This window comes from Hydrogenophaga sp. (assembly GCF_051860785.1).
Lineage (GTDB): Bacteria > Pseudomonadota > Gammaproteobacteria > Burkholderiales > Burkholderiaceae_C > Hydrogenophaga.
The window spans coordinates 20,330-43,810 of the sequence record NZ_JBIMLB010000029.1 but is presented as its reverse complement, the minus strand read 5'-3'; the positions used below and the strand labels follow the sequence as shown (position 1 = coordinate 43,810).

Annotated in this window: 30 protein-coding genes; 17 read left to right on the top strand and 13 right to left on the bottom strand. The window is 64.6% G+C overall.

The window, feature by feature from the left end; all coding sequences use genetic code 11:
* Positions 1-50: 50 nt before the first annotated feature.
* Positions 51-719, bottom strand: a complete 669-nt coding sequence (locus tag ACTIF6_RS24885) for a cytochrome b/b6 domain-containing protein (protein ID WP_439590440.1) — start codon at positions 717-719, stop codon at positions 51-53.
* Between the two features lie 143 nt (positions 720-862).
* Here ACTIF6_RS24885 and ACTIF6_RS24880 point away from each other — a divergent pair, with 143 nt between their 5' ends.
* Complete coding sequence (locus ACTIF6_RS24880; protein ID WP_439590439.1) at positions 863-1,315, top strand: c-type cytochrome; 453 nt, start codon at positions 863-865, stop codon at positions 1,313-1,315.
* 10 nt (positions 1,316-1,325) lie between these two features.
* Here ACTIF6_RS24880 and ACTIF6_RS24875 read toward each other — a convergent pair whose 3' ends face one another.
* A complete protein-coding gene (locus ACTIF6_RS24875) occupies positions 1,326-1,850 on the bottom strand; it encodes a TlpA family protein disulfide reductase (RefSeq protein WP_439590438.1) in 525 nt (174 codons plus the stop codon).
* 70 nt (positions 1,851-1,920) lie between these two features.
* Between ACTIF6_RS24875 and ACTIF6_RS24870 the strand changes: the two genes are divergently transcribed.
* The gene (locus ACTIF6_RS24870; RefSeq protein WP_439590437.1) at positions 1,921-2,625 is read left to right on the top strand and encodes a DUF4197 domain-containing protein; all 705 of its coding nucleotides are present in this window, start codon (positions 1,921-1,923) and stop codon (positions 2,623-2,625) included.
* A gap of 27 nt (positions 2,626-2,652) precedes the next feature.
* Here the strand turns inward: ACTIF6_RS24870 and ACTIF6_RS24865 are convergent, their stop codons facing one another.
* A complete protein-coding gene (locus ACTIF6_RS24865) occupies positions 2,653-3,051 on the bottom strand; it encodes a thioredoxin fold domain-containing protein (RefSeq protein ID WP_439590436.1) in 399 nt (132 codons plus the stop codon).
* 16 nt (positions 3,052-3,067) lie between these two features.
* Positions 3,068-4,333, bottom strand: a complete 1,266-nt coding sequence (locus ACTIF6_RS24860) for a CaiB/BaiF CoA transferase family protein (protein ID WP_439590435.1) — start codon at positions 4,331-4,333, stop codon at positions 3,068-3,070.
* Between the two features lie 64 nt (positions 4,334-4,397).
* Between ACTIF6_RS24860 and ACTIF6_RS24855 the strand changes: the two genes are divergently transcribed.
* The 5 genes from ACTIF6_RS24855 (at position 4,398) to ptsP (ending at position 8,754) form a co-directional block, all read left to right on the top strand.
* Positions 4,398-4,961: a hypothetical protein gene (locus ACTIF6_RS24855; RefSeq protein WP_439590434.1), complete on the top strand. Its 564-nt coding sequence runs from the start codon at positions 4,398-4,400 to the stop codon at positions 4,959-4,961.
* Complete coding sequence (locus ACTIF6_RS24850; protein WP_439590433.1) at positions 4,958-6,211, top strand: MFS transporter; 1,254 nt, start codon at positions 4,958-4,960, stop codon at positions 6,209-6,211. The genes ACTIF6_RS24855 and ACTIF6_RS24850 overlap by 4 nt, the downstream gene beginning before the upstream one ends.
* 9 nt (positions 6,212-6,220) lie before the next feature.
* A complete protein-coding gene (locus tag ACTIF6_RS24845) occupies positions 6,221-6,667 on the top strand; it encodes a PTS sugar transporter subunit IIA (protein ID WP_439590432.1) in 447 nt (148 codons plus the stop codon).
* On the top strand, positions 6,636-6,905 hold the full coding sequence (locus tag ACTIF6_RS24840) for an HPr family phosphocarrier protein (protein WP_439590431.1): 270 nt from the start codon (positions 6,636-6,638) through the stop codon (positions 6,903-6,905). Before ACTIF6_RS24845 ends, ACTIF6_RS24840 begins: the two co-directional genes overlap by 32 nt.
* 100 nt (positions 6,906-7,005) lie before the next feature.
* The gene (gene ptsP / locus ACTIF6_RS24835; protein ID WP_439590430.1) at positions 7,006-8,754 is read left to right on the top strand and encodes a phosphoenolpyruvate--protein phosphotransferase; all 1,749 of its coding nucleotides are present in this window, start codon (positions 7,006-7,008) and stop codon (positions 8,752-8,754) included.
* Here ptsP and ACTIF6_RS24830 read toward each other — a convergent pair.
* The 6 genes from ACTIF6_RS24830 to ACTIF6_RS24805 all read right to left on the bottom strand — a co-directional run bounded on the left by ACTIF6_RS24830 (position 8,751) and on the right by ACTIF6_RS24805 (position 13,282).
* A complete protein-coding gene (locus tag ACTIF6_RS24830) occupies positions 8,751-9,599 on the bottom strand; it encodes a DMT family transporter (RefSeq protein ID WP_439590429.1) in 849 nt (282 codons plus the stop codon). The genes ptsP and ACTIF6_RS24830 overlap by 4 nt on opposite strands.
* 61 nt (positions 9,600-9,660) lie before the next feature.
* Positions 9,661-10,347, bottom strand: coding sequence for an AraC family transcriptional regulator (locus ACTIF6_RS24825; RefSeq protein WP_439590428.1), 687 nt, complete (start codon positions 10,345-10,347; stop codon positions 9,661-9,663).
* Position 10,348: 1 nt separating this feature from the next.
* Complete coding sequence (lipA, locus tag ACTIF6_RS24820; RefSeq protein WP_439590427.1) at positions 10,349-11,365, bottom strand: lipoyl synthase; 1,017 nt, start codon at positions 11,363-11,365, stop codon at positions 10,349-10,351.
* A 28-nt stretch (positions 11,366-11,393) separates the two neighbouring features.
* Entirely contained in the window at positions 11,394-12,086 is a 693-nt protein-coding gene (gene lipB, locus ACTIF6_RS24815; RefSeq protein WP_439590426.1) for a lipoyl(octanoyl) transferase LipB, read from the bottom strand.
* Positions 12,083-12,367 carry a DUF493 family protein gene (locus ACTIF6_RS24810; RefSeq protein WP_439590425.1) on the bottom strand — a complete coding sequence of 95 codons (285 nt, stop codon included), beginning with the start codon at positions 12,365-12,367 and terminating at the stop codon, positions 12,083-12,085. The genes lipB and ACTIF6_RS24810 overlap by 4 nt, the downstream gene beginning before the upstream one ends.
* A gap of 15 nt (positions 12,368-12,382) precedes the next feature.
* Positions 12,383-13,282, bottom strand: coding sequence for a D-amino acid aminotransferase (locus ACTIF6_RS24805; RefSeq protein ID WP_439590424.1), 900 nt, complete (start codon positions 13,280-13,282; stop codon positions 12,383-12,385).
* Positions 13,283-13,432: 150 nt separating this feature from the next.
* Between ACTIF6_RS24805 and ACTIF6_RS24800 the strand changes: the two genes are divergently transcribed.
* The 10 genes from ACTIF6_RS24800 (at position 13,433) to ACTIF6_RS24755 (ending at position 21,418) form a co-directional block, all read left to right on the top strand.
* The gene (locus ACTIF6_RS24800; RefSeq protein WP_439590423.1) at positions 13,433-13,921 is read left to right on the top strand and encodes an ATP synthase subunit I; all 489 of its coding nucleotides are present in this window, start codon (positions 13,433-13,435) and stop codon (positions 13,919-13,921) included.
* Between the two features lie 24 nt (positions 13,922-13,945).
* Positions 13,946-14,815 (top strand): F0F1 ATP synthase subunit A, encoded by an 870-nt coding sequence (atpB, locus tag ACTIF6_RS24795; RefSeq protein WP_439590422.1) that lies wholly within the window; start codon positions 13,946-13,948, stop codon positions 14,813-14,815.
* Between the two features lie 78 nt (positions 14,816-14,893).
* Positions 14,894-15,142 (top strand): F0F1 ATP synthase subunit C, encoded by a 249-nt coding sequence (atpE, locus tag ACTIF6_RS24790; protein WP_077334647.1) that lies wholly within the window; start codon positions 14,894-14,896, stop codon positions 15,140-15,142.
* A 124-nt stretch (positions 15,143-15,266) separates the two neighbouring features.
* The gene (locus ACTIF6_RS24785; RefSeq protein WP_439590421.1) at positions 15,267-15,737 is read left to right on the top strand and encodes a F0F1 ATP synthase subunit B; all 471 of its coding nucleotides are present in this window, start codon (positions 15,267-15,269) and stop codon (positions 15,735-15,737) included.
* 41 nt (positions 15,738-15,778) lie between these two features.
* Complete coding sequence (locus ACTIF6_RS24780; protein ID WP_439590420.1) at positions 15,779-16,309, top strand: F0F1 ATP synthase subunit delta; 531 nt, start codon at positions 15,779-15,781, stop codon at positions 16,307-16,309.
* 54 nt (positions 16,310-16,363) lie between these two features.
* On the top strand, positions 16,364-17,926 hold the full coding sequence (gene atpA / locus ACTIF6_RS24775; protein ID WP_439590419.1) for a F0F1 ATP synthase subunit alpha: 1,563 nt from the start codon (positions 16,364-16,366) through the stop codon (positions 17,924-17,926).
* Positions 17,927-17,955: 29 nt separating this feature from the next.
* The gene (atpG, locus tag ACTIF6_RS24770; RefSeq protein WP_439590418.1) at positions 17,956-18,822 is read left to right on the top strand and encodes a F0F1 ATP synthase subunit gamma; all 867 of its coding nucleotides are present in this window, start codon (positions 17,956-17,958) and stop codon (positions 18,820-18,822) included.
* 38 nt (positions 18,823-18,860) lie between these two features.
* Positions 18,861-20,267 (top strand): F0F1 ATP synthase subunit beta, encoded by a 1,407-nt coding sequence (gene atpD, locus ACTIF6_RS24765; RefSeq protein ID WP_439590417.1) that lies wholly within the window; start codon positions 18,861-18,863, stop codon positions 20,265-20,267.
* Between the two features lie 40 nt (positions 20,268-20,307).
* A complete protein-coding gene (locus ACTIF6_RS24760) occupies positions 20,308-20,724 on the top strand; it encodes a F0F1 ATP synthase subunit epsilon (protein ID WP_439590416.1) in 417 nt (138 codons plus the stop codon).
* Between the two features lie 118 nt (positions 20,725-20,842).
* Positions 20,843-21,418 (top strand): cyclic nucleotide-binding domain-containing protein, encoded by a 576-nt coding sequence (locus tag ACTIF6_RS24755; protein WP_439590415.1) that lies wholly within the window; start codon positions 20,843-20,845, stop codon positions 21,416-21,418.
* A gap of 9 nt (positions 21,419-21,427) precedes the next feature.
* Here ACTIF6_RS24755 and ACTIF6_RS24750 read toward each other — a convergent pair whose 3' ends face one another.
* From ACTIF6_RS24750 to ACTIF6_RS24740, 3 genes are read right to left on the bottom strand one after another with little or no spacing between them, the layout of a single operon-like run.
* Positions 21,428-21,955 (bottom strand): TPM domain-containing protein, encoded by a 528-nt coding sequence (locus ACTIF6_RS24750; RefSeq protein ID WP_439590414.1) that lies wholly within the window; start codon positions 21,953-21,955, stop codon positions 21,428-21,430.
* Between the two features lie 5 nt (positions 21,956-21,960).
* Positions 21,961-22,884, bottom strand: a complete 924-nt coding sequence (locus tag ACTIF6_RS24745; RefSeq protein WP_439590413.1) for a TPM domain-containing protein — start codon at positions 22,882-22,884, stop codon at positions 21,961-21,963.
* Complete coding sequence (locus ACTIF6_RS24740) at positions 22,881-23,477, bottom strand: LemA family protein (protein WP_439590412.1); 597 nt, start codon at positions 23,475-23,477, stop codon at positions 22,881-22,883. The genes ACTIF6_RS24745 and ACTIF6_RS24740 overlap by 4 nt, the downstream gene beginning before the upstream one ends.
* Between the last annotated feature and the right edge of the window lie 4 nt (positions 23,478-23,481).

Sequence of the window (23,481 nt, the reverse complement as noted above, 5' to 3'; positions counted from 1 at the left end):
GGGGCTGGCGGTGGCGTGGCAGCCACTATACGACAGCCCGCCGCGGCGGTTCAGAAGGCATTGCCAAAGCTCACCAGCCAGTTGACCGCCGCGCCGCACAAGAGCAGGACCACCAGAGCGAGCAGCCGCGTGCCAGTCGTGTCACGTGCCGGTCGCACCGGTGTGGCGAGTTGTTTGTCCCCCACCACCATGGGTCGCACCAGGCTTTGCTTCCTCACGAGCTTGTAGAAGAGGATGGCGAGCACATGCAACACCACCAACGCGATCACGATGAATTTGCCCACTTCCGTGTGATATCCCGTGGCCAGCGATACGGTGTCGCCGGAGACGAATCGGGTCAACGGACCGGACACTGCGATTTCGTCATCGCTCATCAGCCCGCTGGCGACCTGGATGGCCAGGATCAGCAGCAACCCGAACACCGATAGCGCACCCAGGGGACTGTGGCCCGCCTCGTGCTCGGGCCTGCTCTGGCCGCGCAAATAGGCCACGAGCGAAGAAGGCGAATACAGAAAGCTGGCGAAGCGCGACCAGTGACCACCCACGAAACCCCACACCAGGCGAAACAGCAGGAGGGTGAGCACTGCGTAGCCGAGGCGCAAGTGCCAGTTCATCCAGTTGCCACCGACGCTGCCTGTGATCACGAGGCCGATCACGCAGGCCGCCAGCAGCCAGTGAAACAGACGGGTGGGCAGGTCCCAGACGCGGATGGTGTGCATGGTGGTCGTCCGAAGAGAGAGGGAAATGAGTGAAGACGATACACGCAGACGGTTCAAGCGGAACTTCGTGCTCACCCCTACACTCTGGCGCGGGTGGCCGCAGAGCCACCGTGTCTCCCTCCACAACCCGTTTAGGAGTTCCCATGAGAATCGTCGCCCCACTGGCTTTCTCTATCGCCTTCGCCTCTTTCTCGGCGCCCGCCATGGCGCAGTTCCAGAAGCCCGAAGACGCGGTGAAGTATCGAAAGGCGGTCATGACCATCATGGGCAACCATGCTGGGCGTCTCGGCGCCATGGCCAATGGCCGCGTGCCGTTCAACGCCACAGCGGCCGCAGACAGTGCAGCGCTGCTGGAGAGCCTGAGCAAGCTGCCGTGGGAAGCGTTCGTGGCGGGCACCGACAAGGGAGACACCCGGGCCAAGCCGGAAATCTGGGCCGAGCAGGCCAAGTTCAAGGAAAACTCGGACAAGCTGCAGGCTGAGACCGCAAAGCTCGCCGCCGCCGCCAAGACGGGCAACCTCGACAGCGTGAGGACAGCATTCGGCTCGGTCGGCCAGACCTGTAAGGCCTGCCACGACGCCTACCAGAAGAACTGAAGACGATGGATCAGGTCTGCGCGAGCAGTTTCTCGATCAAGGCGTGCAGCGCCGGAAAATCGGGTTCGCCGACGTAGCGCTTGACGATCTGGCCTTTTTTGTCGACCAGGTAGGTGGTGGGGGTGAGCTTCACGTCCCCCCACTGCCGAGCGATTTCGCCCGTGTTGTCCAGCGCCACCTTGAAGGGCAACTGCCGGCTCTGGGAAAAATTCAGCACCCACGCCGGGGGGTCGTATTCCATGGCCACGGCCACGGTCTCGAAACCCTGGCCCTGGTACTTGTGCCAAGTGGCCACGATCTGTGGCATTTCCTTCACGCAGGTCACGCAGGTGGTAGCCCAGAAATTCACCAGGGTGACCTTGCCTTTGAGGTCGGCCGTGGTGGCCTTCGAGCCGTCCAGCAGCACAAAAGTGGATTCCGGGGCAGCGTCACGGCCACTGCAACCCGCCAGGCCAAGTGCAGCGGCAGTGCCCAGCGCGGCCGTGGCCAAGAGGGCTCGCCGGCGGTGAAAGCCGTCAGGGCTCAGATCGGTCATTGTCTTTTCACTTCCCGAGGGCTACATTGCCCCACGTCATACATTGATCAGCCATCCAGGAGGATTCGCCATGCAACGCCGCCAGTTTACCCAGTCCACCTCAGCCTTCATTGGCCTCCTGGTGTTGGCCGTCCATGAGCACGCCAGGGCGCTGTCGCTGAGTGATCTCACCAACCAGGATGCCAGCCAGGGCATCAAGGTGGCGCTGGAGAAAGGGGCGCTGGCAGCGGTCGCCTTGCTCGGCAAGACCGATGGATTCCTGGGCAATCCGAAAGTTCGGATTCCTTTGCCCGGATTTCTCGAAGATGCCTCCAAGCTGCTCAAGCTGACTGGTCAGGGCAAGCGGGTAGACGAACTCGTGACCAGCATGAACCGGGCCGCAGAGGCTGCTGTCCCCATGGGGAAAGATTTGCTGGTAGGGGCGGTGAAGTCCATGAGCGTCACCGATGCGAAGAACATTCTCAGCGGAGGCGAGAACTCCGTGACCCAATTCTTTGCCGAGAAGACGCGCAGCCCATTGGGTGAAAAATTCCTGCCCATCGTCACCAAGGCCACTGAGAAAGTGGGCCTGGCCAACCAGTACAACCGGGTGGCAGGGAAAGCGGCTGGGGTCGGCCTGGTCAAAAGCGAAGATGCCAACATCCAGCGCTACGTCACCGGCAAGTCGCTCGATGGCCTCTACACCATCATCGGTGAGGAAGAGCGCAAGATCCGGCAGGACCCTGTGGGCACGGGCAGCGCGATTCTCAAGAAGGTGTTTGGTGCCTTGAAGTGAGCGCCTGCCTCCGACCAATGAGCCTGTCTACTTGAGTTTGCCGCGGGCCTCGCTGAGCCGCGCTTCCAGATACTCGCCGTAGAAATCGGGCACCGCGATGCCCACCAGGCGCTCGGCCAGCTCTCGCCCGTCCGAGCCAAAGAACAGCACGGTCGGGGTGAAGCGGGCCTTCCACGCCGTGGCCAGTGCGGCGGGTGTGGTCATCTGGCCATCGAAGCCCTGCAGGTTGCCGGTGCGGTCGAGCACATCGAGCTGAACAGCGTGCACCAGGCCTTCGCGCCGCATCGGCAGCAGGTAGTGCTTGCGCACGATTTCGCAGTACGGGCAACCCGCCAGCGTGATCATGACCACCAGCGGCTGGCTGCGCGCGGCCGCAGCCTGGGCGGCGCCGCGCAGCGAGGCGGGGGTGGGCAGTTGATCGGTCACGGCGCCGGGTTCTCGGTCAGATGGCACTACTTCGTCGCAGTTCGGCCAGCCGCTCGGGCGGGCAGGCCAACCAGTCTTTCAGCACCTCGGCCGTGTGCTGCCCCAGCAGCGGCGGGGGCAGATCGTTGCGCACGGGCGTGACACCGAGCTTGAGCGGGCTGGCCACCAAGTCCACCGCGTCGGCCAGCGGGTGGGCCCAGGCGTGCACCATGCCGCGCGATTGCACGTGTTCATCCGCAAACACCTCGGCCAGGCTGTTGATCGGACCGCAGGGCACCTTGGCCGCCTCCAGCGCGGCAAGCCAGTCGGCCTTGCCACGCAGTTTCAGGATGGATTCCAGCAAGGGCACGAGCACGTCGCGGTGGCGCACGCGGTTCTGATTCTGTGCAAAGCGCGGGTCGGTCGCGAGCTCCGGGTGGCCCGCCACGGCGCAGAACTTGGCGAACTGACCATCGTTGCCCACGGCAAGGATGATGTGTTGCGATTGACCTTGAGCGTCCGGGGCGACCTCGAACACCTGGTAGGGCACGATGTTGGCGTGGGCGTTGCCTGCGCGGCCCGGCACCTTTCCGTCTTCGCGGCCGCGCACCAGGTAGTTGGCGCCGAGGTTGGCGAGCATGGCCACCTGCGTGTCGAGCAGCGCCATGTCGATGTGCTGGCCCTCACCGGTACGCTCGGCATGGCGCAGCGCCGCCTGGATGGCGACCGTAGCGTAGAGGCCGGTGAAAAGATCGGCCACGGCCACACCCACCTTCTGCGGGCCGCCACCCGGCAGCGCGTCGCGCTCGCCGGTCACGCTCATGAGCCCGCCCATGGCCTGGATCGCGAAGTCGTAGCCAGCGCGATCCTTGTAGGGCCCGCTCTGGCCGAAGCCGGTGATGGAGCAGTACACCAACCGCGGGTTGATCTTGCGCAGGCTGTCGAAGTCCAGGCCGTAGCGAGCCATGTCACCCACTTTGTAGTTCTCCACGAACACATGGGCTTGCTTCACCAGTTCCCGGATCAGGCTCTGGCCTTCGGGCCGGGCGATGTCGCAAGTGATGGAGCGTTTGTTGCGGTTGGTACCCAGGTAGTAAGCGGCTTCGGCGGTGTCGGTGCCGTCGCGTCCCCGCAGGAAGGGCGGGCCCCAGCCGCGCGTGTCGTCACCGCCCGGGTGTTGTGCGCTGGGTGGGCGCTCCACCTTCACCACGTCCGCGCCCAGGTCCGCCAGGGTCTGCGTGCACCACGGGCCAGCCAGCACGCGTGACAAGTCCAGGATACGGATACCATCCAGAGCATTCATGTCGCCATTGTGCGCGAGGCCGTCTGAGCTTCGGTGTCACGGTCGCGGCCCAGTTGGAATTCCCATGTCTCTGATCTCTGCGGGTCGCGCGCCCGGCCGCCGCCAGCTGACCGCGGCAATTGTCCTGATCGCCCTGCTTGCTCTGTTCGCCTGCAGTCCCACGTTCAATTGGCGCGAGTTGCGTCCCCAGGGCACCCCCCTTCTGGCACTCATGCCCTGCAAGCCAGAACGCGTCACCCGCACGGTTCCCTTGATGGGCACGGGCACCGAAATGCACCTGCACAGCTGCGACACCGGTGGTCTGAGTTTTGCGGTGGCCTGGGCCGAACTGGGTGACGCGACGCGGGTGGAAGCTGCGCTGGGCGAATGGTCCCGCGCCTCGCTGGCCAGCTTGCGCCTGGCGCCAGAAGTGGCCGACTCACCCGAGGCACACTGGGCTTTTCGACTGCCCGGCGCTCCCAAGGCGCGTGGCCTGATGGCGCAAGGCACGGGTCCGCAAGGCCAGGCCGTGCAGATGCGGGCGGCGTACTTTGCCCGAGGCTCGCAGGTTTTTCAGGCCGCCGTCTATGGCTCAAGCCTTCCCAGCGAAGTGACCACCACGTTCTTTGAAGCCCTGAAATTGCCATGAGTACCGGGACCCATTCTGATCTGCTGCCCGCGCGTGCCGCGGTCATCGTCTTCCTGGCGTTCGTGCTCGCCTACTTTCTCTCGGCCTTGCTGCGCGCCATCACCGCCACGCTCTCGCCCGTCCTGAGTGCGGAAATGGCGCTGAGCGCCGGTGACCTGGGCCTGCTGGCGGGCGGTTACTTCTTCGGCTTTGCCCTCACGCAACTGCCGCTGGGCAGCTGGCTGGACCGGTACGGCCCGCGCGTCGTGGTGCTCGGTTTTCTGAGCGTGGCGGTGGCGGGTTGCGCAGCGTTTGCCATGGCCACCAGCTTCTCGGGCCTGCTGGCCGCGCGGGTGCTCATCGGCATGGGCGTGAGTGCCTGCCTCATGGCTCCGCTCACCGGCTATCGGCGCTGGCTCACGCCTGCCCAGCAGATGCGTGCCAATTCCTGGATGCTGATGTCGGGCTCGCTGGGCATGGTGGCGTCGACATTGCCGGTGCAATGGCTGATGCCGCTGACCGGCTGGCGTGGGATCTTCTGGGGGCTGACGGTGCTGCTGCTGCTGTCCATGGTCGCGCTGGCCATGACGGTGCCACGGTGGCAGCAGACCCAGGCTCGCACGGCCGCGGCCCATCCTGCCATGCAGGGCTACGGATTCATCTGGCGCCATCCCTACTTTCGTCAGATGCTGCCGGTTGGCATCGTCAACTACGGCGGCATGATTGCCGTGCAGACCCTCTGGGCTGGGCCCTGGATGGTCAAGGTGGCCGGTTACACGCCGCAAGCGGCGGCGGCCGGGCTCTTCGGCATCAACCTGTCCATGCTTTGCACCTTCTGGGTCTGGGGCATGGTCAACCCGCACCTGTCGCGCCGCGGCTTCTCACCCGAGGGTCTGATTGCCTGGGGCATGCCCCTGAGCCTCGCCGTGCTGGCGGCCATCGTCCTGCTGGGCGCCGATGCGGGCTGGGCGCTGTGGGCGCTGTTCTGCGTCAGCAGCACCTTTGCCTCGCTCTCGCAGCCGGCGGTGGCGCTGGCCCTTCCGGCGGAAGCCGCCGGGCGCGCACTCTCGGCTTACAACCTGGCCATCTTCGTTGGCGTGTTCGCGGTGCAATGGAGCATTGGCCTTCTGATCGAGGCGCTGGGGCTGCTCGGCTGGAGTGAATCCGCGCGCTACCGTGGTGCCTTCGCGATCTTCGGCGTGTGTTGCGTGTTCGCCTACGCGGGCTTCTGGCGCGCCTGGCGTGGCCTTGCCAAGGGGCGGGCCGGCTAAACTTGCCCCATGAACGGCATCTTCATCATTGCGCACGCTCCCCTGGCCGCGGCGTTGCGCCAATGCGTGCTGCATGTGTTTCCCGATGCGGCCGAGGCGGTGGTCGCGCTGGACATCCAGCCCAACGTGCCGCCCGAGGAATCGCTGGCGCAGGCGCGCGCGCTGTTGCGCCAGATGCACCTGCCTCAGACCCTGGTGGTGACCGATGTGTTCGGCGCCACGCCCTGCAACGTGGCGCAGAAACTCATCGACGGCGTGAACTCCAAGCTCATCACTGGCGTGAACCTGCCCATGCTGCTGCGCACCGTGTCGTACCGGCACGAGTCGCTCGACGCCCTGATCTCCCGCGCCATGATCGGTGCCACGCAGGGAGTCATCCAGGTCGCGGTGACCGCTCCCCAGAACCAGGCCCGACGAACCACCCATGATCAAGACCACCGTGACCATCAGCAATAAGCTCGGGCTGCATGCACGCGCCTCGGCCAAACTCACCAAACTCGCGGGCAGCTTCGCCAGCGACGTCTGGATGACGCGCGCGGACCGCCGCGTCAATGCCAAGAGCATCATGGGGGTGATGATGCTGGCGGCGGGCCTGGGCAGCACCGTCGAGATCGAGACCTCGGGCAGCGACGAGCAGGCAGCTCTCAATGCGATCGTCGCACTCATCGACGACAAATTCGGCGAAGGCGAATGATGGCGCCCCCACGCTCCGCCGCTGCGCGGGTCGCTGCCCCCCAGTGGGGCTGGTTTGCCTTGGGACGGCCCGGCGGCAAAACCTCCGGTACGGGCTTCGCATGACTTTCAGCGTCCACGGCCTGGCCGTCTCCCGGGGCATTGCCATCGGGCGGGCCGTGATCGTGGCGTCCAGCCGTGTCGATGTGGCGCACTATTTCGTGCAGGCCGGGGAGGTGCAGAGCGAAATCGATCGCCTGCGGCATGCACGCAATGCGGTGGCCGAGGAAATCCTGAAAGTCCAGCAGAGTCTGAGCGATCTGGAATCCACCGACGCACACCCCGAACTCACCGCGCTGCTCGACGTGCATTTGATGCTGCTGCAGGACGAACAGCTCACCAGTGGCGTCAAGCACTGGATCGTGGACCGCCACTACAACGCCGAATGGGCGCTGACCACCCAGCTCGAGGTGATTGCACGCCAGTTCGACGAGATGGAAGACCTCTACCTGCGCGAGCGAAAGGCCGATCTGGAGCAGGTGGTTGAACGCATGTTGCGTGTCATGCGCGGTGTGTCGTCCCCCGTGGCGGGCGGCGCACGGCCTGTGCATGACCACACCACGGAAGTGCCGCTGGTGTTGATCGCGCACGACCTGTCACCCGCCGACATGCTGCAGTTCAAGCAAAGCGTGTTTGCCGGCTTCGTCACCGATGTGGGCGGCAAGACCAGCCACACCGCCATCGTCGCCCGCAGCATGGACATCCCGGCGGTGGTCGGTGCGCGTTCGGCCAGCCACCTGGTCAAGCAGGACGACTGGGTCATCATCGACGGCGATGCGGGCGTGGTGCTGGTCGACCCCTCGCCCATCCTGCTGGCCGAGTACGGGTTCAAGCAGCGCCAGGGCGAGGTCGAGCGCGAGCGCCTTTCACGCCTGAAGAACACGCCCGCCGTCACGCTCGATGGGCAGAAGATCGAGCTGCTGGCCAACATCGAACAGCCCGAAGACGCCGCCGCCGCACTCAAGGCCGGCGCTGTGGGTGTGGGGCTGTTCCGCAGCGAATTCCTTTTCATGGGCCGCAACGGCAAGCTGCCCGATGAGGAGGAGCAGTACCAGGCCTACCGCCGCGCGGTCGACGGCATGCAGGGCTTGCCGGTAACGATCCGCACTGTGGATGTGGGGGCCGACAAGCCGCTGGACCGCGGTGCCTCGCGCGCGGGCGACGACCACCTCAACCCGGCGCTGGGTTTGCGCGCGATCCGCTGGAGCCTGTCCGAGCCTTCGATGTTTCTGGCCCAGCTGCGCGCCATCCTGCGCGCCGCAGCGCACGGGCCCGTGAACCTGTTGATTCCCATGCTGGCGCACGCCAGCGAGATTCGCCAGAGCCTGGCGCTCGTCAACCGGGCGCGAGAGCAACTCACCACGGCCGGCGTCCCGCAAGGCGTGGTCAAGCTCGGCGCGATGATCGAGGTGCCTGCCGCGGCGCTGACCATTCCGCTTTTCTTGCGCCACTTCGATTTCCTCTCGGTCGGCACCAACGATCTGATCCAGTACACCCTGGCCATCGATCGCGCCGACGAAGCCGTGTCCCATCTCTACGACCCGGTGCACCCGGCGGTGCTGCACCTGCTGGCCGGCACCATCGAACAGTGCCGCGCGCAGGGCAAGGGTGTGAGCGTGTGCGGAGAGATGGCCGGCGACGTGACGCTCACACGCCTGCTGCTCGGGCTGGGTTTGCGCAGCTTCTCGATGCATCCTTCGCAGATCCTGGCGGTGAAGCAGCAGATCCTCCGTTGCGACACGGGGCGTCTGCAGACCTGGGCGCAGAGCGTGCTGGCGGCCGAAGACCCGGCCGCACTGATGGTCGACTAAGCCTTGTATTGGCGCGTGGCCAGCACGGCCGCGCCGATGATCATGGCAGCCGCAACGCCCACAGCCACGCTCGGCGTCTCGCCGCGCATCACCAACAGCGTCAGGGTGGAGAGCAAGGGCGTGAGGAAACTGAGCACGCCGATCTGCCGTGCGTCGCCTCGCTTCAAGGCTGCATCCCACAGAAAGAACGCGCCCCCCAGCGGACCGAGCCCCAGCACGGCGATCAACGCCAGATCCCCCGTTGAAAGTACCACTGCGGGCTCCAGCAATGCATGGCACAGCAACGCGAGCAGGCCCGAAATGAGCGCGAAGCTGCCGATGGCGGCGGTGGGAAAGGCGCGAACGCGCTGTGTGAGCAAAGAGTAGCTGGCCCAGATGAAGGCCGAGCCCAGCGCGGGGATGTAGCCCCAGGCCCAGCGCGCCTCGCCGGTTTCTCCCGCGCCGCCCAGGATGGCCAGCGCTGCGCCAGCAAAGCCGAGCAGGGCCGCCAGCACATGGCGTCGGGTGAGGGACACGCCGGACAGGAACAGGGGCGCCATGACCACGATGCCCAGCGGCCAGAGGTAGTTCACCAGATTGGCCTGCACCGGTGGCGCGTGTCGCAGCGCGATGAACAACAGGAAGTGAAAACCGAACAGGCCGTACACGCCCACCGCCAGCGTGGACAGCGGCACGCGCCATTGCCGCAGGTCGAAACGCGAGAGCGGCAACGCAATCAGGCTGCCCACCAGCAGCGAAAGGCCTGTGAGCAGGAACGGCGGCACGTGCGAGAGCGTCACGCCCAGCGCGGCCAGCGAAGCCCAGAGCGCGATGGCGCCCAGGGCGAGCAGATTGGCGGTGTTCATAGGTCCGAGCGTACCGGCCCCATCGTCGCGAAACGCGGGTCTGCCGTCGCGCGGCGCGGGTTCAGATGCCGGCGCGGCGCCGCGCAGCGGTGAGCGCAGAAGGTGAGCGGTAGCCGCTGCGGCGCGCAACCTCGGCGACGCTCAGCCCTTGTTCACGCCAGGCGCGCGCCTGTGCCAGGCGCAGTTCGCGCAGCCACTGCTGGGTGCTCTGGCCGCGCTCGTCGCGGCAGCGCGCGGCCAACTGCGCCGCACTCAGGTGCACGCGCGCCGCCAGCTCGGCAACGGTGGGGCCCACGCCCGATCGAGTGAGTGCCCAGCGGGCGAGTGCGTCCCAATCGATGGCCCGACGGGGGCGAAGTGGCGAAGCATCCGTGGGAGGCAACCAGGCTTCGAGCAACAGCGAAGGACCCTGCTGTTGCGCGCGAGGCAGGCGATCGGTGCAAGCGCGGGCCAGGTAAGTCGCCAGCGCGAGCGTGGCCGGCGGCGGTGCGAATGAACGCGCGCGCGCCCAGTCGCTGGTATGGCTGTCGAGCACCAGGCAGCGCGCACCGAAGCGCGCTTCGAAGTCGTGCCGTTCGCCCGGCGGCACCACGCAGCCATCCCCTGCGGCGATGCGCCTGCCACGCCCGGCCACCTCAAGCTCCAGCTCGCCCTGCAGGCCCAGGAGGATCTGGAAATGATCGTGGTCGTGGCTGCCGTGCGAGGCGCTGTAGTCGCGCACGCTCAGGTGGTCGTGCGCGGCGGGCATGTCATTTCGCCAAGGGGTTGAGGACCCCGTGCGCCTGCTGGTCGGCGTGGTAGCTGCTGCGCACCATGGCGCCGACGGCGGCATGGGTGAAGCCCATCTTGTAGGCCTCGGCTTCGAACATCTTGAACGTGTCAGGGTGCACATAGCGGCGCACCGGCAGGTGGTGGCCGCTGGGCGCCAGGTACTGGCCGATGGTCAGCATGTCGATGTGGTGCGCGCGCATGTCGCGCATCACGTCCAGGATTTCCTCGTCCGTTTCACCCAGGCCGACCATGAGACCGCTCTTGGTGGGTACGTGGGGGAACAAGGCCTTGAACTTCTTCAGCAGGTTCAGGCTGAACTGGTAATCCGAACCCGGGCGTGCTTCCTTGTAGAGGCGCGGCACGGTTTCCAGGTTGTGGTTCATCACGTCGGGCGGCGCGGCCTTGAGGATGTCCAGGGCCCGGTCGTCGCGACCGCGGAAGTCGGGCACCAGCACTTCGATCTGCGTTTGCGGCGAGAGCGCCCGGGTCTTCTCGATGCAGGCCACGAAATGGCCGGCGCCGCCATCGCGCAGGTCGTCGCGGTCCACGCTGGTGATCACCACATATTTCAGCTTGAGTTGCGCGATGGTCCTGGCGAGGTTGTCGGGCTCATCCACATCCAGCGGATCGGGGCGACCATGCCCCACATCGCAGAACGGGCAGCGACGCGTGCACTTGTCGCCCATGATCATGAACGTGGCCGTGCCCTTACCAAAGCATTCGCCGATGTTGGGGCAGCTTGCCTCTTCGCACACCGTGACCAGCTTGTTGGTGCGCAGGATGTCCTTGATCTCGTAGAAACGCGTGGTGGGGCTGCCGGCCTTGACGCGGATCCACTCGGGCTTCTTCAGCACCTCGGCCGGCACGATCTTGATCGGGATGCGTGCGGTCTTGGCCTGGCTCTTCTGCTTGGCCGTGGCGTCGTAGCTGGCGGCGGGCTGGGCGTCGCGGACGGTACTGCTGGCGAGGGCCGTGGTGGTTTCGGGGCTGGTCATGTCGGGGGCGCGTTGGACGCAGTTGGGTTCAGGGGGCGAGGAGGGCGGCGAGCTTCTGGCTCAGGGCCTGTGCAACTTCGTCCCAGGAAGCCGCAACCCCGATTGTAGAAAGATCGACTGTGCGCAGGCCCTGGTAGCCGCAAGGGTTGATGCGTTCGAAGGGTTGCAGGTCCATGCCCACATTCAGCGCCACACCGTGGTAGGTGCAGTGGCGGCTGACCTTGATGCCCAGCGCGGCGATCTTCCCCAGGCCGGTGAAGTCGGGTTCAGCCTTGCCTTGCCCGACCACTTTGCGCTGCGGCCTCTGGGGCAGGAGTGCGTGGCTGCCGGGGTCGTCCAGTCGCACGTAGATGCCCGGCGCACCCGCCACACGGTGGCCGATCACGTTGAAGGGCGCAAGCGTGCGGATAACGGCTTCCTCGACCCGATAGACATACTCTTTGATGAAGTAGCCCGCGCGCTGCAGGTCGACCAGCGGATAGGCCACCACCTGGCCCGGGCCGTGGTAGGTCACCTGGCCGCCGCGGTTGGTCTGCACGACGGGAATCTCGCCCGGGGCCAGCAGGTGATCCAGTCGACCCGCCAGGCCTTGGGTGAACACAGGCGGGTGCTCGCAGACCCAAAGCTCGTCCGGCGTTTCGGCGGCGCGACCCGCTGTGAAGGCCTGCATCGCTTCATAGGTGGGTGCGTAGGCCGCCCGCCCAAGGGATCGGATGTTCACAGGACGATCTTGACCAACGGGTGCGTGGTCAGGGTTCGATAGAGTTCATCGAGCTGTTCCCGGCTGGTCACCCGCACGGTGAGTGTCAGGCCCAGGTAATTGCCGGCCTTGCTCGGGCGGTGCTCGATGGTCCGGTGGTCGAAGTTCTCATCGAAAGCGCGCACCACGTGCGCCATCGCTTCGGCAAAGCCTTCCACGTTGGCGCCCATCACCTTGATGGGGAAGTCGCTGGGGTACTCGATCAGCGATTGTTCCGGAGGAATCTCAGGGGGGAATTCCATGACGCCGAAGCCCTTTCAAACAGATTGCGCCGCCACGGCCTGCTGGTAGCCGGCGTAGAGGCGGGCATACACAGGACCTGGGCGGCCGTTGCCCACGGGGCGGCCGTCCAGCTCGGTGATGGGCAGCACCTCCTTGGTGGCCGAGGACAGCAGCAATTCGTCCGCCTCCAGCACTTCGTCGCGGGTGATGCGGCGCAACTCGAAGCGAATACCTTGCTCGCGGCAGATGTCCTCGATCAGGCCGAACCGGATGCCTTCGAGCACCAGGTTGTCCTTGGGCGGGCCCATGACCACACCATGCTTGACCACCCACACGTTGCTGGAGGCGGCTTCGCTGAGAAAGCCGTCTCTGTACATCACCGTTTCCACGGCACCTGCATCGGCGCTGATCTGCCGCGCGAGCACCGCGCCCAGCAGGCTGGTGGTCTTGATGTGCGCCTTTTCCCAGCGGAAATCGTCGGCACTGACGCAGGCCACGCCTTTTTCCCGCTGTGCTGGTGTGGCCAGCTTCATCTCGCCGGCCGTCACGAGCACCGTGGGTTGCAGGCCGGGAGGCATGACGTGGTCGCGCACCGCCACGCCGCGCGTCACCTGGATGTAGATCAACTGGTTGATGGAAGCCGTGTTGGCGCGCAAATCTTCGATCAGGTGCCGCGCCACGCCCAGCCATTGTTCTCGTGTCAGCGGATTGGGGATGCGAAGCTCGCCCAGCGAGCGGTCCAGTCGCGCCATGTGCTGCTCGAACCGGAACACCTTGCCGCCGTAGGCGGGCAGCACTTCGTACACACCGTCGCCGAAAATGAACCCTCGGTCCAGCACGCTGATGCGCGCCTCACGCAGAGGTGTGAACTCACCGTTGAGATAGCACAGCGACGTGGGGAGCGAGGGCCCTTGACCCAGCGGGGAGAGGTTCATGAACGGATTATCGGCGGCGAGAATCGTGCAGGGTGCAAGATGCCAGGCGGCCTTGACGGACGCATGGGGTTTCTACGTATAATCAACGGCTGTGCCTAATCGCCCGCGTCTGTAACCCATCCGTAATCTGCCATGTCGACAATGCCCCCGGTGACGTCGAAGGCACCTGCCCCAGGCAACTGGGAAGATGGAGACAAGGAACCCGAATTCAAGCCACTGAACCACGACGAAGCGTCGCAGTGGCGAGCCTCCCAGCCGAAGTTGTCGGCCTGGCGGGTGGTCGGGGTCCAGATGCTGGTGGGACTGGTGGCTGGTGCGCTGGGGTGGCTGTTCACCCGGAGCGAGTCGGTGGCCTGGTCCGTCCTGTACGGCGCAGCATCGGTTGTGATCCCGACGGCCCTGATGGCCTGGGGCGTGACGTCGAGTGCCTTGTCCCGCAAAGCGTCGGGGCATGTGATCTCGGCGTTCATGGGGTTCGTGTTGTGGGAGGGGATCAAACTTCTGCTGGCAGTGGCCATGTTGTGGTCCGCGCCCAGAATCGTCCCCGACCTGAACTGGCTGGCCTTGTTGGCTGGCCTGGTGGTGGTACTCAAGGTGTACTGGTTTGGATTCTGGATCCAGACCCGTCGTCCAAACTGAAACGGTTGATGGAACTGAACGAACATGGCTGCTGAAGGACAAGCACTGACGCCGGGTGAATACATCCGCCACCACCTGGTTCACCTGACGAACAAGAAGCAGGAGTCGATCGTCGATTTCTCCGTGATCAACATCGACTCGATGGTGATCAACGTTCTGATGGGTGCCCTGGTCTGTTTCGTTCTCTGGCTGGCGGCGCGCAAGGCCACTTCCGGCACGCCAGGCCGCTTCCAGGCGGCTGTCGAGATCCTGGTGGAGATGGTCGACAACCAGGCCAAGTCGGTCATCCACAACGCCAACAGCCGCAAGCTCGTGGCCCCATTGGCGCTCACGGTGTTCTGCTGGATCTTCATGCTGAACTTCATGGACCTGTTGCCGGTGGACCTGTTGCCTGCCGCCTGGCACGTCGCCGGCCCTGCCATGGGTTACCCCGACTACCTGCGCGTGGTGCCCACGGCCGACCTGTCGACGACGCTGGGCCTGTCCATCTCCGTCTTCCTGCTCTGCCTGTATTACAACGTCAAGATCAAAGGTCTGGGCGGCTGGGCGCACGAACTCGTGAGCGCGCCTTTCGGCACCAGCAAGAACCCCGTGTTCGCATTGCTGCTGGGCGTGGTGAACTTCGCCATGCAGATCATCGAATTCGTTGCCAAAACCGTTTCGCACGGCATGCGACTGTTCGGCAACATGTTCGCCGGCGAACTCGTGTTCATGCTGATCGCACTGCTCGGTGGCTTCGCGGCCCTGTCGCTGGGTGGTGGCCTGTTCTTCATCGGCCACATCATTGCTGGCTCGATCTGGGCCATCTTCCACATCCTGATCATCACGCTGCAAGCGTTCATCTTCATGATGCTGGCCCTGATTTACTTCGGGCAGGCGCATGACGCTCACTGACGTGCGCTGAACAGGCGCATCCGGTTTCTTTCGTTTCTTTTCCCTCTCTCAACTTCCGTTTCTTTCTAAGGAGTCATCATGGAAAACGTTCTGGGTCTCGTCGCACTGGCTTGCGGTCTTATCGTCGGTCTGGGTGCGCTGGGCGCCTCTGTCGGCATCGGCATGATGGGCGGCAAGTTCCTCGAATCCGGTGCACGTCAGCCTGAACTGATGAACGACCTGCAGACCAAGATGTTCCTGCTGGCCGGTCTGATCGACGCGGCCTTCCTGATCGGTGTGGCCATCGCGCTGCTGTTCGCCTTCGCCAACCCCTTCACGCTGGCTTGATCGGTCTGCTGCCTCGCGCAGCAGCGGTGCCAGGCGGATCGGTTCAGCCGATTTGCCCTGGGTTTTCCGCTGATGCCGCAGCAGGTGCATCCCACCTCTTGTCCATACACAGAAAGGCGTTGCGATGAACATCAATGCAACCCTCTTCGCGCAGATCGTCGTCTTTGCGATCCTGGTGCTGTTCACGATGAAGTTCGTGTGGCCCCCGATCGCCAAGGCACTGGATGAGCGTGCGCTGAAGATCACCGAAGGCCTGGCTTCTGCCGAGAAGGCCAAGTCCGAACTGGCCGTGGCCAACAAGCGGGTCGAGGAAGAGTTGAGCAAGTCGCGCAACGAGTCGGCCACCCGTCTGGCAGACGCCGAGCGTCGCGCTCAGGCCGTGATCGAGGAAGCCAAGGCCCGCGCTTCTGACGAAGCCGCCAAGATCGTGGCAGCCGCCCACCAGGAAGCCGAGCAGCAGGTCATCAAGGCCCGCGAAGCCCTGCGTGAGCAGGTCGCAGCGCTGGCCGTGAAGGGTGCCGAGCAGATCCTCAAGCGCGAAGTCAACGCCGGCGTTCACGCCGAGTTGCTGGGCCGCCTGAAGACCGAGCTTTGATCCAGGCCCGACGCCTCCGAACCGGCAATCAAAGGTAAACCATGGCCGAAATCGCCACCATCGCACGTCCCTATGCGGAAGCGCTGTTCAAGTCCGCAGGGCCTGACGCCGCCGGCACAGCGGCCTGGCTCGACGAGCTGGCCACCGTGGCCGCCAACGAGCAGTTGCGCCAGTTCGCCGACAGCCCCAAGACCACGCCCGAACAGGTGTTCACGCTGATTTCCGGGGTGCTGAAAACCAGCTTGCCGGCAAAAGCACAGAACTTCCTGCGCACCGTGATCGAGAATGGTCGCATCGCTGCTTTGCCCGAGATTGCCAGTCAGTTCCGCGCGTTGAAGAACGCGCAACTCGGTGCCTTCGATGCGATCGTCTACAGCGCCTTTGCGGTCGACAGCGCAGCGCTGGCCGACCTCTCCGGGGTGCTCGAAAAGCGCTTTGGCCGCAAGCTGAGCCTGCAGGTTGAACTGCAGCCCGACCTGATCGGGGGCATCCGCGTGGTGGTGGGCGACGAGGTGCTCGACACTTCGGTCAAAGCCCGCCTGGAACAAATGAAAGTTGCCCTGACGGCCTGACGGCTGTCATCCCGGGCGCGCCTGCACACCATTTAACGAAAGAAGGAAAGAGTCATGCAACTCAATCCCGCCGAAATCTCTGAACTGATCAAGTCCCGCATCGAGGGGCTGGGCGCATCGAGCGATGTGCGCAACCAGGGCACCGTGGTGTCGGTCACCGACGGTATCGTCCGTGTCCATGGCCTGTCCGACGTGATGCAGGGCGAAATGCTGGAATTCCCGGCCAACAAGGACGGCGTGCCCTCCTTCGGCCTGGCGCTGAACCTGGAGCGCGACTCCGTGGGCGCCGTGATTCTGGGTGAGTACGAGCACATCTCCGAAGGCGAAACCGTCAAGTGCACCGGCCGCATTCTGGAAGTGCCGGTGGGCCCCGAGCTCATCGGCCGCGTGGTCAATGCCCTGGGCGCACCCATCGACGGCAAGGGCCCTGTCAATGCCAAGATGACCGACGTGATCGAGAAGGTCGCACCGGGCGTGATCGCCCGCAAGTCGGTGGACCAGCCGGTGCAGACCGGTCTGAAGTCGATCGACTCGATGGTGCCCGTCGGCCGTGGCCAGCGCGAGCTGATCATCGGCGACCGCCAGACCGGCAAGACCGCTGTGGCGATCGACGCGATCATCAACCAGAAGGGTCAGAACATGACCTGCGTCTACGTTGCGATCGGCCAGAAGGCCTCGTCGATCAAGAACGTGGTGCGCGCCCTGGAGCAGGCCGGCGCGATGGACTACACCATCGTCGTGGCCGCCTCGGCTTCCGAATCCGCCGCCATGCAGTACCTGTCTGCCTACTCTGGCTGCACCATGGGCGAATACTTCCGCGACCGTGGCCAGGACGCCCTGATCGTGTACGACGACTTGTCCAAGCAAGCCGTGGCCTATCGCCAGGTTTCGCTGCTGCTGCGTCGCCCGCCAGGCCGCGAAGCCTATCCCGGCGACGTGTTCTACCTCCACAGCCGTCTGCTCGAGCGCGCAGCCCGCGTGAACGCCGACTACGTCGAAGCCTTCACCAAGGGTGAAGTCAAGGGCCAGACCGGTTCGCTGACCGCCCTGCCCATCATCGAAACGCAGGCCGGCGACGTGTCGGCTTTCGTTCCGACCAACGTGATCTCGATCACCGACGGCCAGATCTTCCTGGAAACCAGCCTGTTCAACGCCGGTATCCGCCCCGCCATCAACGCCGGTATCTCGGTGTCGCGCGTCGGTGGTGCTGCACAGACGGATCTGATCAAGAAGCAGTCCGGCGGTATCCGTACCGACCTGGCCCAGTACCGTGAACTGGCTGCGTTCGCGCAGTTCGCTTCCGATCTGGACGAAGCCACCCGCAAGCAGCTCGACCGTGGCGCCCGCGTGACGGAACTGCTGAAGCAGGCCCAATACGCGCCACTGTCGATCAGCCTGATGGCCGCCTCACTGTTCGCCGTGAACAAGGGCTACCTGGACGACATCGACGTCAAGAAGGTGCTGCCGTTCGAAGCTGGCCTGCACGCCTTCCTGAAGGATAAGCACGCGGCCCTGCTGCAGAAGATGGAAGGCGGCAAGGCGCTGGACAAGGACAAGGAAGCCGAAGCCCAGCTCGCAGCAGCCGTCGCCGATTTCAAGAAGACCGGCACGTACTGAACGCCCCGTTGACCAGCTAAGGAGCCCCAATGGCAGCAGGCAAGGAAATACGCGGCAAGATCAAATCGGTGGAGAACACCAAGAAGATCACCAAAGCCATGGAGATGGTCGCCGCCTCCAAGATGCGCAAGGCACAGGAACGCATGCGTTCGGCCCGGCCTTACGCCGAGAAGGTGCGCCAGATCGCTGGCAACCTGAGCCGGGCCAATCCGGAGTACACGCACCCCTTCATGCAGACGAACGCCGCCAAGACCGCCGGTTTTGTCGTCGTCACGACCGACAAGGGTCTGTGCGGTGGCCTCAACACCAACGTGTTGCGTGCGGTGACCACCGAGCTCAAGGCACTGCAGGCCAAGGGGCAGGACGCACAGGTTGTTGCCATCGGCAACAAGGGCCTGGGCTTCATGAACCGCATCGGCGCCAAGGTGGTTTCCAGCGTGACCGGTCTGGGTGACACCCCGCACCTGGAAAAGCTGATCGGGCCGGTCAAGGTGCTGCTCGACGCGTACACCGAAGGTCGCGTCAATGCGGTCTATGTGTCGTACACCAAGTTCATCAACACGATGAAGCAGGAGTCGGTGATCGAGCAATTGCTGCCGCTGAACGCCGGCACGTTGCAGGACAACGCCGGTGGCCGCGACTGGGACTACATCTACGAACCCGACGCCGCTGCCGTGATCGACGAACTGCTGTTGCGCTACGTGGAGGCCCAGGTGTACCAGGCGGTGGCCGAGAACATGGCTTCCGAGCAGTCCGCCCGCATGGTGGCCATGAAGGCCGCCACCGACAACGCTGGCAGCGTCATCGGCGAACTCAAGCTCGTCTACAACAAGACCCGTCAGGCCGCGATCACGAAAGAACTTTCGGAAATCGTCGCCGGCGCCGCAGCGGTTTAACGCTCAACTGAATCCAGAGAAAACAGAAGGTACCCATCATGTCTCAAGTACAAGGCAAGATCGTCCAGTGCATCGGCGCCGTCGTGGACGTGGAATTCCCGCGCAACCAGATGCCGCGCGTCTATGACGCCCTGAAAATGGAAGGCTCCGCGCTGACGCTGGAAGTCCAGCAGCAGCTGGGCGACGGCGTGGTGCGCACCATTGCGCTGGGTTCTTCCGACGGCCTGCGCCGCGGCATGGTGGTGTCCAACACCGCCAACCCCATCATGGTTCCCGTGGGCAAGGCCACGCTGGGCCGCATCATGGACGTGCTGGGCACGCCCATCGACGAACGCGGTCCTGTCGACCAGGCACTGACTGCCTCGATCCACCGCAAGGCTCCGGCTTACGATGAGCTCTCGCCGTCGCAGGAACTGCTCGAAACCGGTATCAAGGTGATCGACCTGGTGTGCCCGTTCGCCAAGGGCGGCAAGGTGGGTCTGTTCGGTGGTGCCGGTGTGGGCAAGACCGTGAACATGATGGAGCTCATCAACAACATCGCGAAGGCCCACTCGGGTTTGTCGGTGTTCGCTGGCGTGGGTGAGCGCACCCGCGAAGGCAACGACTTCTACCACGAGATGGCCGACTCAGGCGTCGTGAATCTGGAGAACCTGGGCGAGTCGAAAGTGGCCATGGTTTACGGCCAGATGAACGAGCCCCCGGGCAACCGTCTGCGCGTGGCCCTGACCGGCCTGACCATCGCCGAGTCGTTCCGCGACGAAGGCCGTGACGTGCTGTTCTTCGTGGACAACATCTACCGCTACACGCTGGCCGGTACCGAAGTGTCCGCCCTGCTGGGTCGCATGCCTTCCGCCGTGGGTTACCAGCCGACGCTGGCCGAAGAAATGGGTCGCCTGCAGGAGCGCATCACCTCCACCAAGGTCGGCTCGATCACCTCCATCCAGGCCGTGTACGTGCCAGCCGATGACTTGACCGATCCGTCGCCTGCCACCACCTTCGCCCACCTGGACTCCACCGTGGTGCTGAGCCGTGACATCGCCGCGCTGGGCATCTATCCCGCTGTGGATCCGCTGGACTCCACCAGCCGCCAGCTCGACCCGTTGGTCGTGGGTCAGGAACACTACGAAACCGCCCGCGCCGTGCAGGGCACGCTGCAGCGCTACAAGGAATTGCGCGACATCATCGCCATTCTGGGCATGGATGAACTGGCGCCCGAAGACAAGCTGGCCGTGGCCCGCGCCCGCAAGATCCAGCGTTTCCTGTCGCAGCCGTTCCACGTTGCCGAGGTGTTCACCGGTTCGCCCGGCAAGTACGTGCCCCTGTCCGAAACCATCCGTGGCTTCAAGATGATTGCCAACGGCGAGTGTGATCACCTGCCGGAGCAGGCCTTCTACATGGTCGGCACCATCGACGAAGCCTTCGAAAAAGCCAAGAAGGTCGCCTGATCCGAGGCCTGGCCTTCAGCGCCCCATCCAAGGAAATTCCATGAGTACCATCCGCGTCGATGTGGTCAGCGCCGAAGAATCCATCTTCTCCGGCGATGCCAAGTTCGTGGCGCTGCCGGGCGAAGCCGGTGAACTGGGCATCCTGCCCGGCCACATTCCGTTGATCACCCGCATCAAGCCTGGTGCCGTGCGCATCGAGAAGGCCGACGGCGGCGAAGAGTTCGTGTTTGTGGCCGGCGGCATTCTCGAAGTGCAGCCGCACCACATCACCGTGTTGTCCGACACGGCCATCCGTGGTCACGACCTCGATGAGGCCAAGGCCACCGAGGCCCGTCGCCAGGCTGAAGAAGCGGTGAAGAATGCCCAGAGCGACATCGATCTCGCCAAGGCCACGTCGGAACTTGCCGTGATGGCCGCGCAGATTGCTGCGTTGCGCAAATACCGCCAGAAAAAGTAAGCGCGCAACCGGCGCTTCTTTCAGGGACCGGCCAAGTGCCGGTCTTTTTGTTGGTCAATACCGCAAAGGTTGTAACAGGCCGATATCATCGACAGCACCATGAAGCTGGAAGCGTGCGATGTCATCGATTTTTGAAAGCCCGGACATGGCGCCCGAAGAGGTCGCTGCGCGCATGCTGGTCACCTCTTCGGCCCTGGCCGATCTGAACCTGGGAGACGCGCTCAAGATTGTGGGCTACATGCGCCCCAAGTTGATCAAGGCGGGCACCGTCATCATTCAGGAAGGTGAGGTCAAGCACAACGACTACATGCTGCTGGTGCTGGAGGGTGACATTGCGGTGGAAAACGAATTGCCCGGCCTGCAAGAGAGCATGGTGGTCAACATCATGGGTCCGGGCCACCTGATCGGCGAGATGGGTGTGCTCGATGGCGCGCCGCGCTCTGCCACCTGCACCGCCAACACCGACATCGCTGCGGCGGTGCTGTCGCGAACCGCCCTCACACGCCTGTTGAAAGAAGATCCCCGGCTGGGTTCGCGCTTGCTGCTGGCCATTTCCAAGCGGATGGCCGATCGGCTGCGCGAGACCACACGCAAACTCAGAACCTTCGCTCAGATGAATCGCGCGTTGCAGCAGGAACTGAACGTGGCGCTCAACAGCAACCGGACCGGCCTGTACAAGCGCACGCGCTCCTGAACCGGGCAATCAGCAACGCACGATCGCGTCGGGCAGTTCGTTGAGGCTGTTCGACGCAGCCTCAACAGGGAAGTGGGTCACCAGCAACGCAGACACCTCTTCCAGCGCCTGGGTCAGGCCGTCTTCAAACGCACCTTCTCGCAGCCGTGAACCAAGCCGATCCACGATGGCTTGCCACGCCGGTGCATCCACATGGCGCGCCAGTCCCCGGTCGGCCACGAACTCGATGGCATGCTCGGCGAGCAACACGTAGATGAGCACGCCGTTGTTGTGCTCGGTGTCCCAGATGCGCAGCCGACCGAACCACGTCAAGGCGCGTTCGCGCACCACCACGGACAAGGGACTGCGGGCGCCCACACGCCAGAGATAGCTGGTGGGCAGCGAGGCTTCCACACAAAGCCGCACTTCCCCGCTGTGTCGCACTTCGCTCGCCGCCACCCGGCGCGCCAGGCGTTCGGCCATGTCGTCGGGAATGGCGCGCACGGTGTCCGATCGATCCAGCCACCGGTGCTTGAGGATGCGAAGCAGGTTCACCATGTTGCTCACCATCCGCCAGAGGCGCCACCGCCTCCAAAGTTGCCGCCGCCCCCTGAACTGAAGCCACCCCCACCGCCGAAGCCGCCACCGCGTCCGCCGCCGCCCCAGCCGCCGCCGGGCGAGCCCCAGTGGCCACCGCCTCGTCCACCACGGCCTCCACCAGACGACGACGCGGGCATGAATTGCATGAACAGCGCCGCCAGCAAGCCGATGAGGCCCGCGCCAATGGCGATCCAGACCACATAGGTGAGGGCCCACGCGAGGCCCCCGGCACCCACACCCGTGAGCAAGGTGCCCAGTTTGTTGCCGAAGATGCTTCGCAAGGCCAACGAAATGAACGGCACGGCGAACACCATGAAGATCACCAGATCCATCCACTCGAAGCCGGAGCTGCCGGCGTTCGAGCCTCGAGCGTCGCCGGGCAAAGGCAGTTCTTCACCACGGATGCGCGCCAGGATCTGGTCCACTCCGGCCTGAATGCCACCTGCATAGTCGCCTTGGCGGAAGGCTGGCGTCACGGCCTGGTCGAGGATGCGTCGGGCCAGCAGATCGGGAATCGCTCCTTCGAGCGTCTTGGCGGTGGCGATGCGCAAGCGCCGGTCGTCCTTGGCGATGACGAAGAGCACGCCGTCGCCCACGTCGCGGCGGCCGATCTTCCAGGCGTCGCCCAGTCGCTGCGTGTAGTCGGTGATGTCTTCTGGTGCGGTGGTGGCCACCATCACCACCACCACTTGAGAACCCCTGGTTTGCTCGAAGGCCGCCAGCTTGGCTTCAATGGCCGCGAGCGATGCCGCGTCGAGCGTGCCGGTCTGATCGATCACCCGCGCAGTGAGCGCAGGAATCGGTTGCAGCGCCTGAGCCCAGGCGATGAGCGGCAGCAAGGCGAGCAGGCAGAGCAACCAGCCCCGCCGTGCCAGGCGAGCGGTCATTTCTTCTCGAAATCCACCGTGGGCGGTGCCGAAATGGCCGCCTCGTTGGCCACGGTGAAGTTGGCCTTGGGCGAGTAGCCGAACACCATGGCGGTGAGGTTGGTGGGGAAACTGCGTGCGAGCACGTTGTACTCCTGCACGGTCTGGATGTAGCGGTTGCGCGCTACGGCGATGCGGTTCTCGGTGCCTTCCAGTTGCACGCGCAGGTCGCTGAAGCCCTGGTTGGCTTTGAGGTTGGGGTACTGCTCTACGACCACCATCAGGCGGCTCAGCGCGCTGCCCAGTTCGCCCTGGGCCGCCTGGAACTGCTGCATCGCGGCGGGGTTGTTCAGCATCTCCGGCGTCATCTGGATCGAGGTGGCCTTGGAACGTGCCTCGATCACCCGTGTGAGCGTCTCTTGCTCGAAATTGGCCTCGCCCTTGACGGTGGCCACGATGTTGGGGATGAGGTCTGCGCGGCGCTGGTACTGATTGAGCACTTCCGACCAGGCTGATCGGCTCTGCTCGTCCAGTCGCTGGAAGTCGTTGTAGCCGCAACCGGTGAGCAGGCTGGCACACAGCAGAAGCAGGGCAGCAAGGTGGCGTCGTGTCATCGGT

Excerpts from the sequence above, each read along its gene's own strand:
- ACTIF6_RS24805 (WP_439590424.1), bottom strand. The coding sequence starts at position 13,282 with ATGAACCTCTCCCCGCTGGGTCAAGGGCCCTCGCTCCCCACGTCGCTG.
- lipA (WP_439590427.1), bottom strand. The coding sequence starts at position 11,365 with ATGACCAGCCCCGAAACCACCACGGCCCTCGCCAGCAGTACCGTCCGC.
- ACTIF6_RS24740 (WP_439590412.1), bottom strand. The coding sequence starts at position 23,477 with ATGACACGACGCCACCTTGCTGCCCTGCTTCTGCTGTGTGCCAGCCTG.
- ACTIF6_RS24830 (WP_439590429.1), bottom strand. The coding sequence starts at position 9,599 with ATGAACACCGCCAATCTGCTCGCCCTGGGCGCCATCGCGCTCTGGGCT.
- ptsP (WP_439590430.1), top strand. The coding sequence starts at position 7,006 with ATGACTTTCAGCGTCCACGGCCTGGCCGTCTCCCGGGGCATTGCCATC.
- ACTIF6_RS24855 (WP_439590434.1), top strand. The coding sequence starts at position 4,398 with ATGTCTCTGATCTCTGCGGGTCGCGCGCCCGGCCGCCGCCAGCTGACC.
- ACTIF6_RS24755 (WP_439590415.1), top strand. The coding sequence starts at position 20,843 with ATGTCATCGATTTTTGAAAGCCCGGACATGGCGCCCGAAGAGGTCGCT.
- ACTIF6_RS24875 (WP_439590438.1), bottom strand. The coding sequence starts at position 1,850 with ATGACCGATCTGAGCCCTGACGGCTTTCACCGCCGGCGAGCCCTCTTG.
- atpE (WP_077334647.1), top strand. The coding sequence starts at position 14,894 with ATGGAAAACGTTCTGGGTCTCGTCGCACTGGCTTGCGGTCTTATCGTC.
- atpG (WP_439590418.1), top strand. The coding sequence starts at position 17,956 with ATGGCAGCAGGCAAGGAAATACGCGGCAAGATCAAATCGGTGGAGAAC.
- ACTIF6_RS24745 (WP_439590413.1), bottom strand. The coding sequence starts at position 22,884 with ATGACCGCTCGCCTGGCACGGCGGGGCTGGTTGCTCTGCCTGCTCGCC.
- ACTIF6_RS24810 (WP_439590425.1), bottom strand. The coding sequence starts at position 12,367 with ATGGAATTCCCCCCTGAGATTCCTCCGGAACAATCGCTGATCGAGTAC.
- ACTIF6_RS24750 (WP_439590414.1), bottom strand. The coding sequence starts at position 21,955 with ATGGTGAACCTGCTTCGCATCCTCAAGCACCGGTGGCTGGATCGATCG.
- atpD (WP_439590417.1), top strand. The coding sequence starts at position 18,861 with ATGTCTCAAGTACAAGGCAAGATCGTCCAGTGCATCGGCGCCGTCGTG.
- ACTIF6_RS24785 (WP_439590421.1), top strand. The coding sequence starts at position 15,267 with ATGAACATCAATGCAACCCTCTTCGCGCAGATCGTCGTCTTTGCGATC.
- ACTIF6_RS24825 (WP_439590428.1), bottom strand. The coding sequence starts at position 10,347 with ATGCCCGCCGCGCACGACCACCTGAGCGTGCGCGACTACAGCGCCTCG.
- atpB (WP_439590422.1), top strand. The coding sequence starts at position 13,946 with ATGGCTGCTGAAGGACAAGCACTGACGCCGGGTGAATACATCCGCCAC.
- ACTIF6_RS24780 (WP_439590420.1), top strand. The coding sequence starts at position 15,779 with ATGGCCGAAATCGCCACCATCGCACGTCCCTATGCGGAAGCGCTGTTC.
- ACTIF6_RS24880 (WP_439590439.1), top strand. The coding sequence starts at position 863 with ATGAGAATCGTCGCCCCACTGGCTTTCTCTATCGCCTTCGCCTCTTTC.
- atpA (WP_439590419.1), top strand. The coding sequence starts at position 16,364 with ATGCAACTCAATCCCGCCGAAATCTCTGAACTGATCAAGTCCCGCATC.
- ACTIF6_RS24845 (WP_439590432.1), top strand. The coding sequence starts at position 6,221 with ATGAACGGCATCTTCATCATTGCGCACGCTCCCCTGGCCGCGGCGTTG.
- ACTIF6_RS24850 (WP_439590433.1), top strand. The coding sequence starts at position 4,958 with ATGAGTACCGGGACCCATTCTGATCTGCTGCCCGCGCGTGCCGCGGTC.
- ACTIF6_RS24760 (WP_439590416.1), top strand. The coding sequence starts at position 20,308 with ATGAGTACCATCCGCGTCGATGTGGTCAGCGCCGAAGAATCCATCTTC.
- ACTIF6_RS24860 (WP_439590435.1), bottom strand. The coding sequence starts at position 4,333 with ATGAATGCTCTGGATGGTATCCGTATCCTGGACTTGTCACGCGTGCTG.
- ACTIF6_RS24840 (WP_439590431.1), top strand. The coding sequence starts at position 6,636 with ATGATCAAGACCACCGTGACCATCAGCAATAAGCTCGGGCTGCATGCA.
- ACTIF6_RS24885 (WP_439590440.1), bottom strand. The coding sequence starts at position 719 with ATGCACACCATCCGCGTCTGGGACCTGCCCACCCGTCTGTTTCACTGG.
- ACTIF6_RS24870 (WP_439590437.1), top strand. The coding sequence starts at position 1,921 with ATGCAACGCCGCCAGTTTACCCAGTCCACCTCAGCCTTCATTGGCCTC.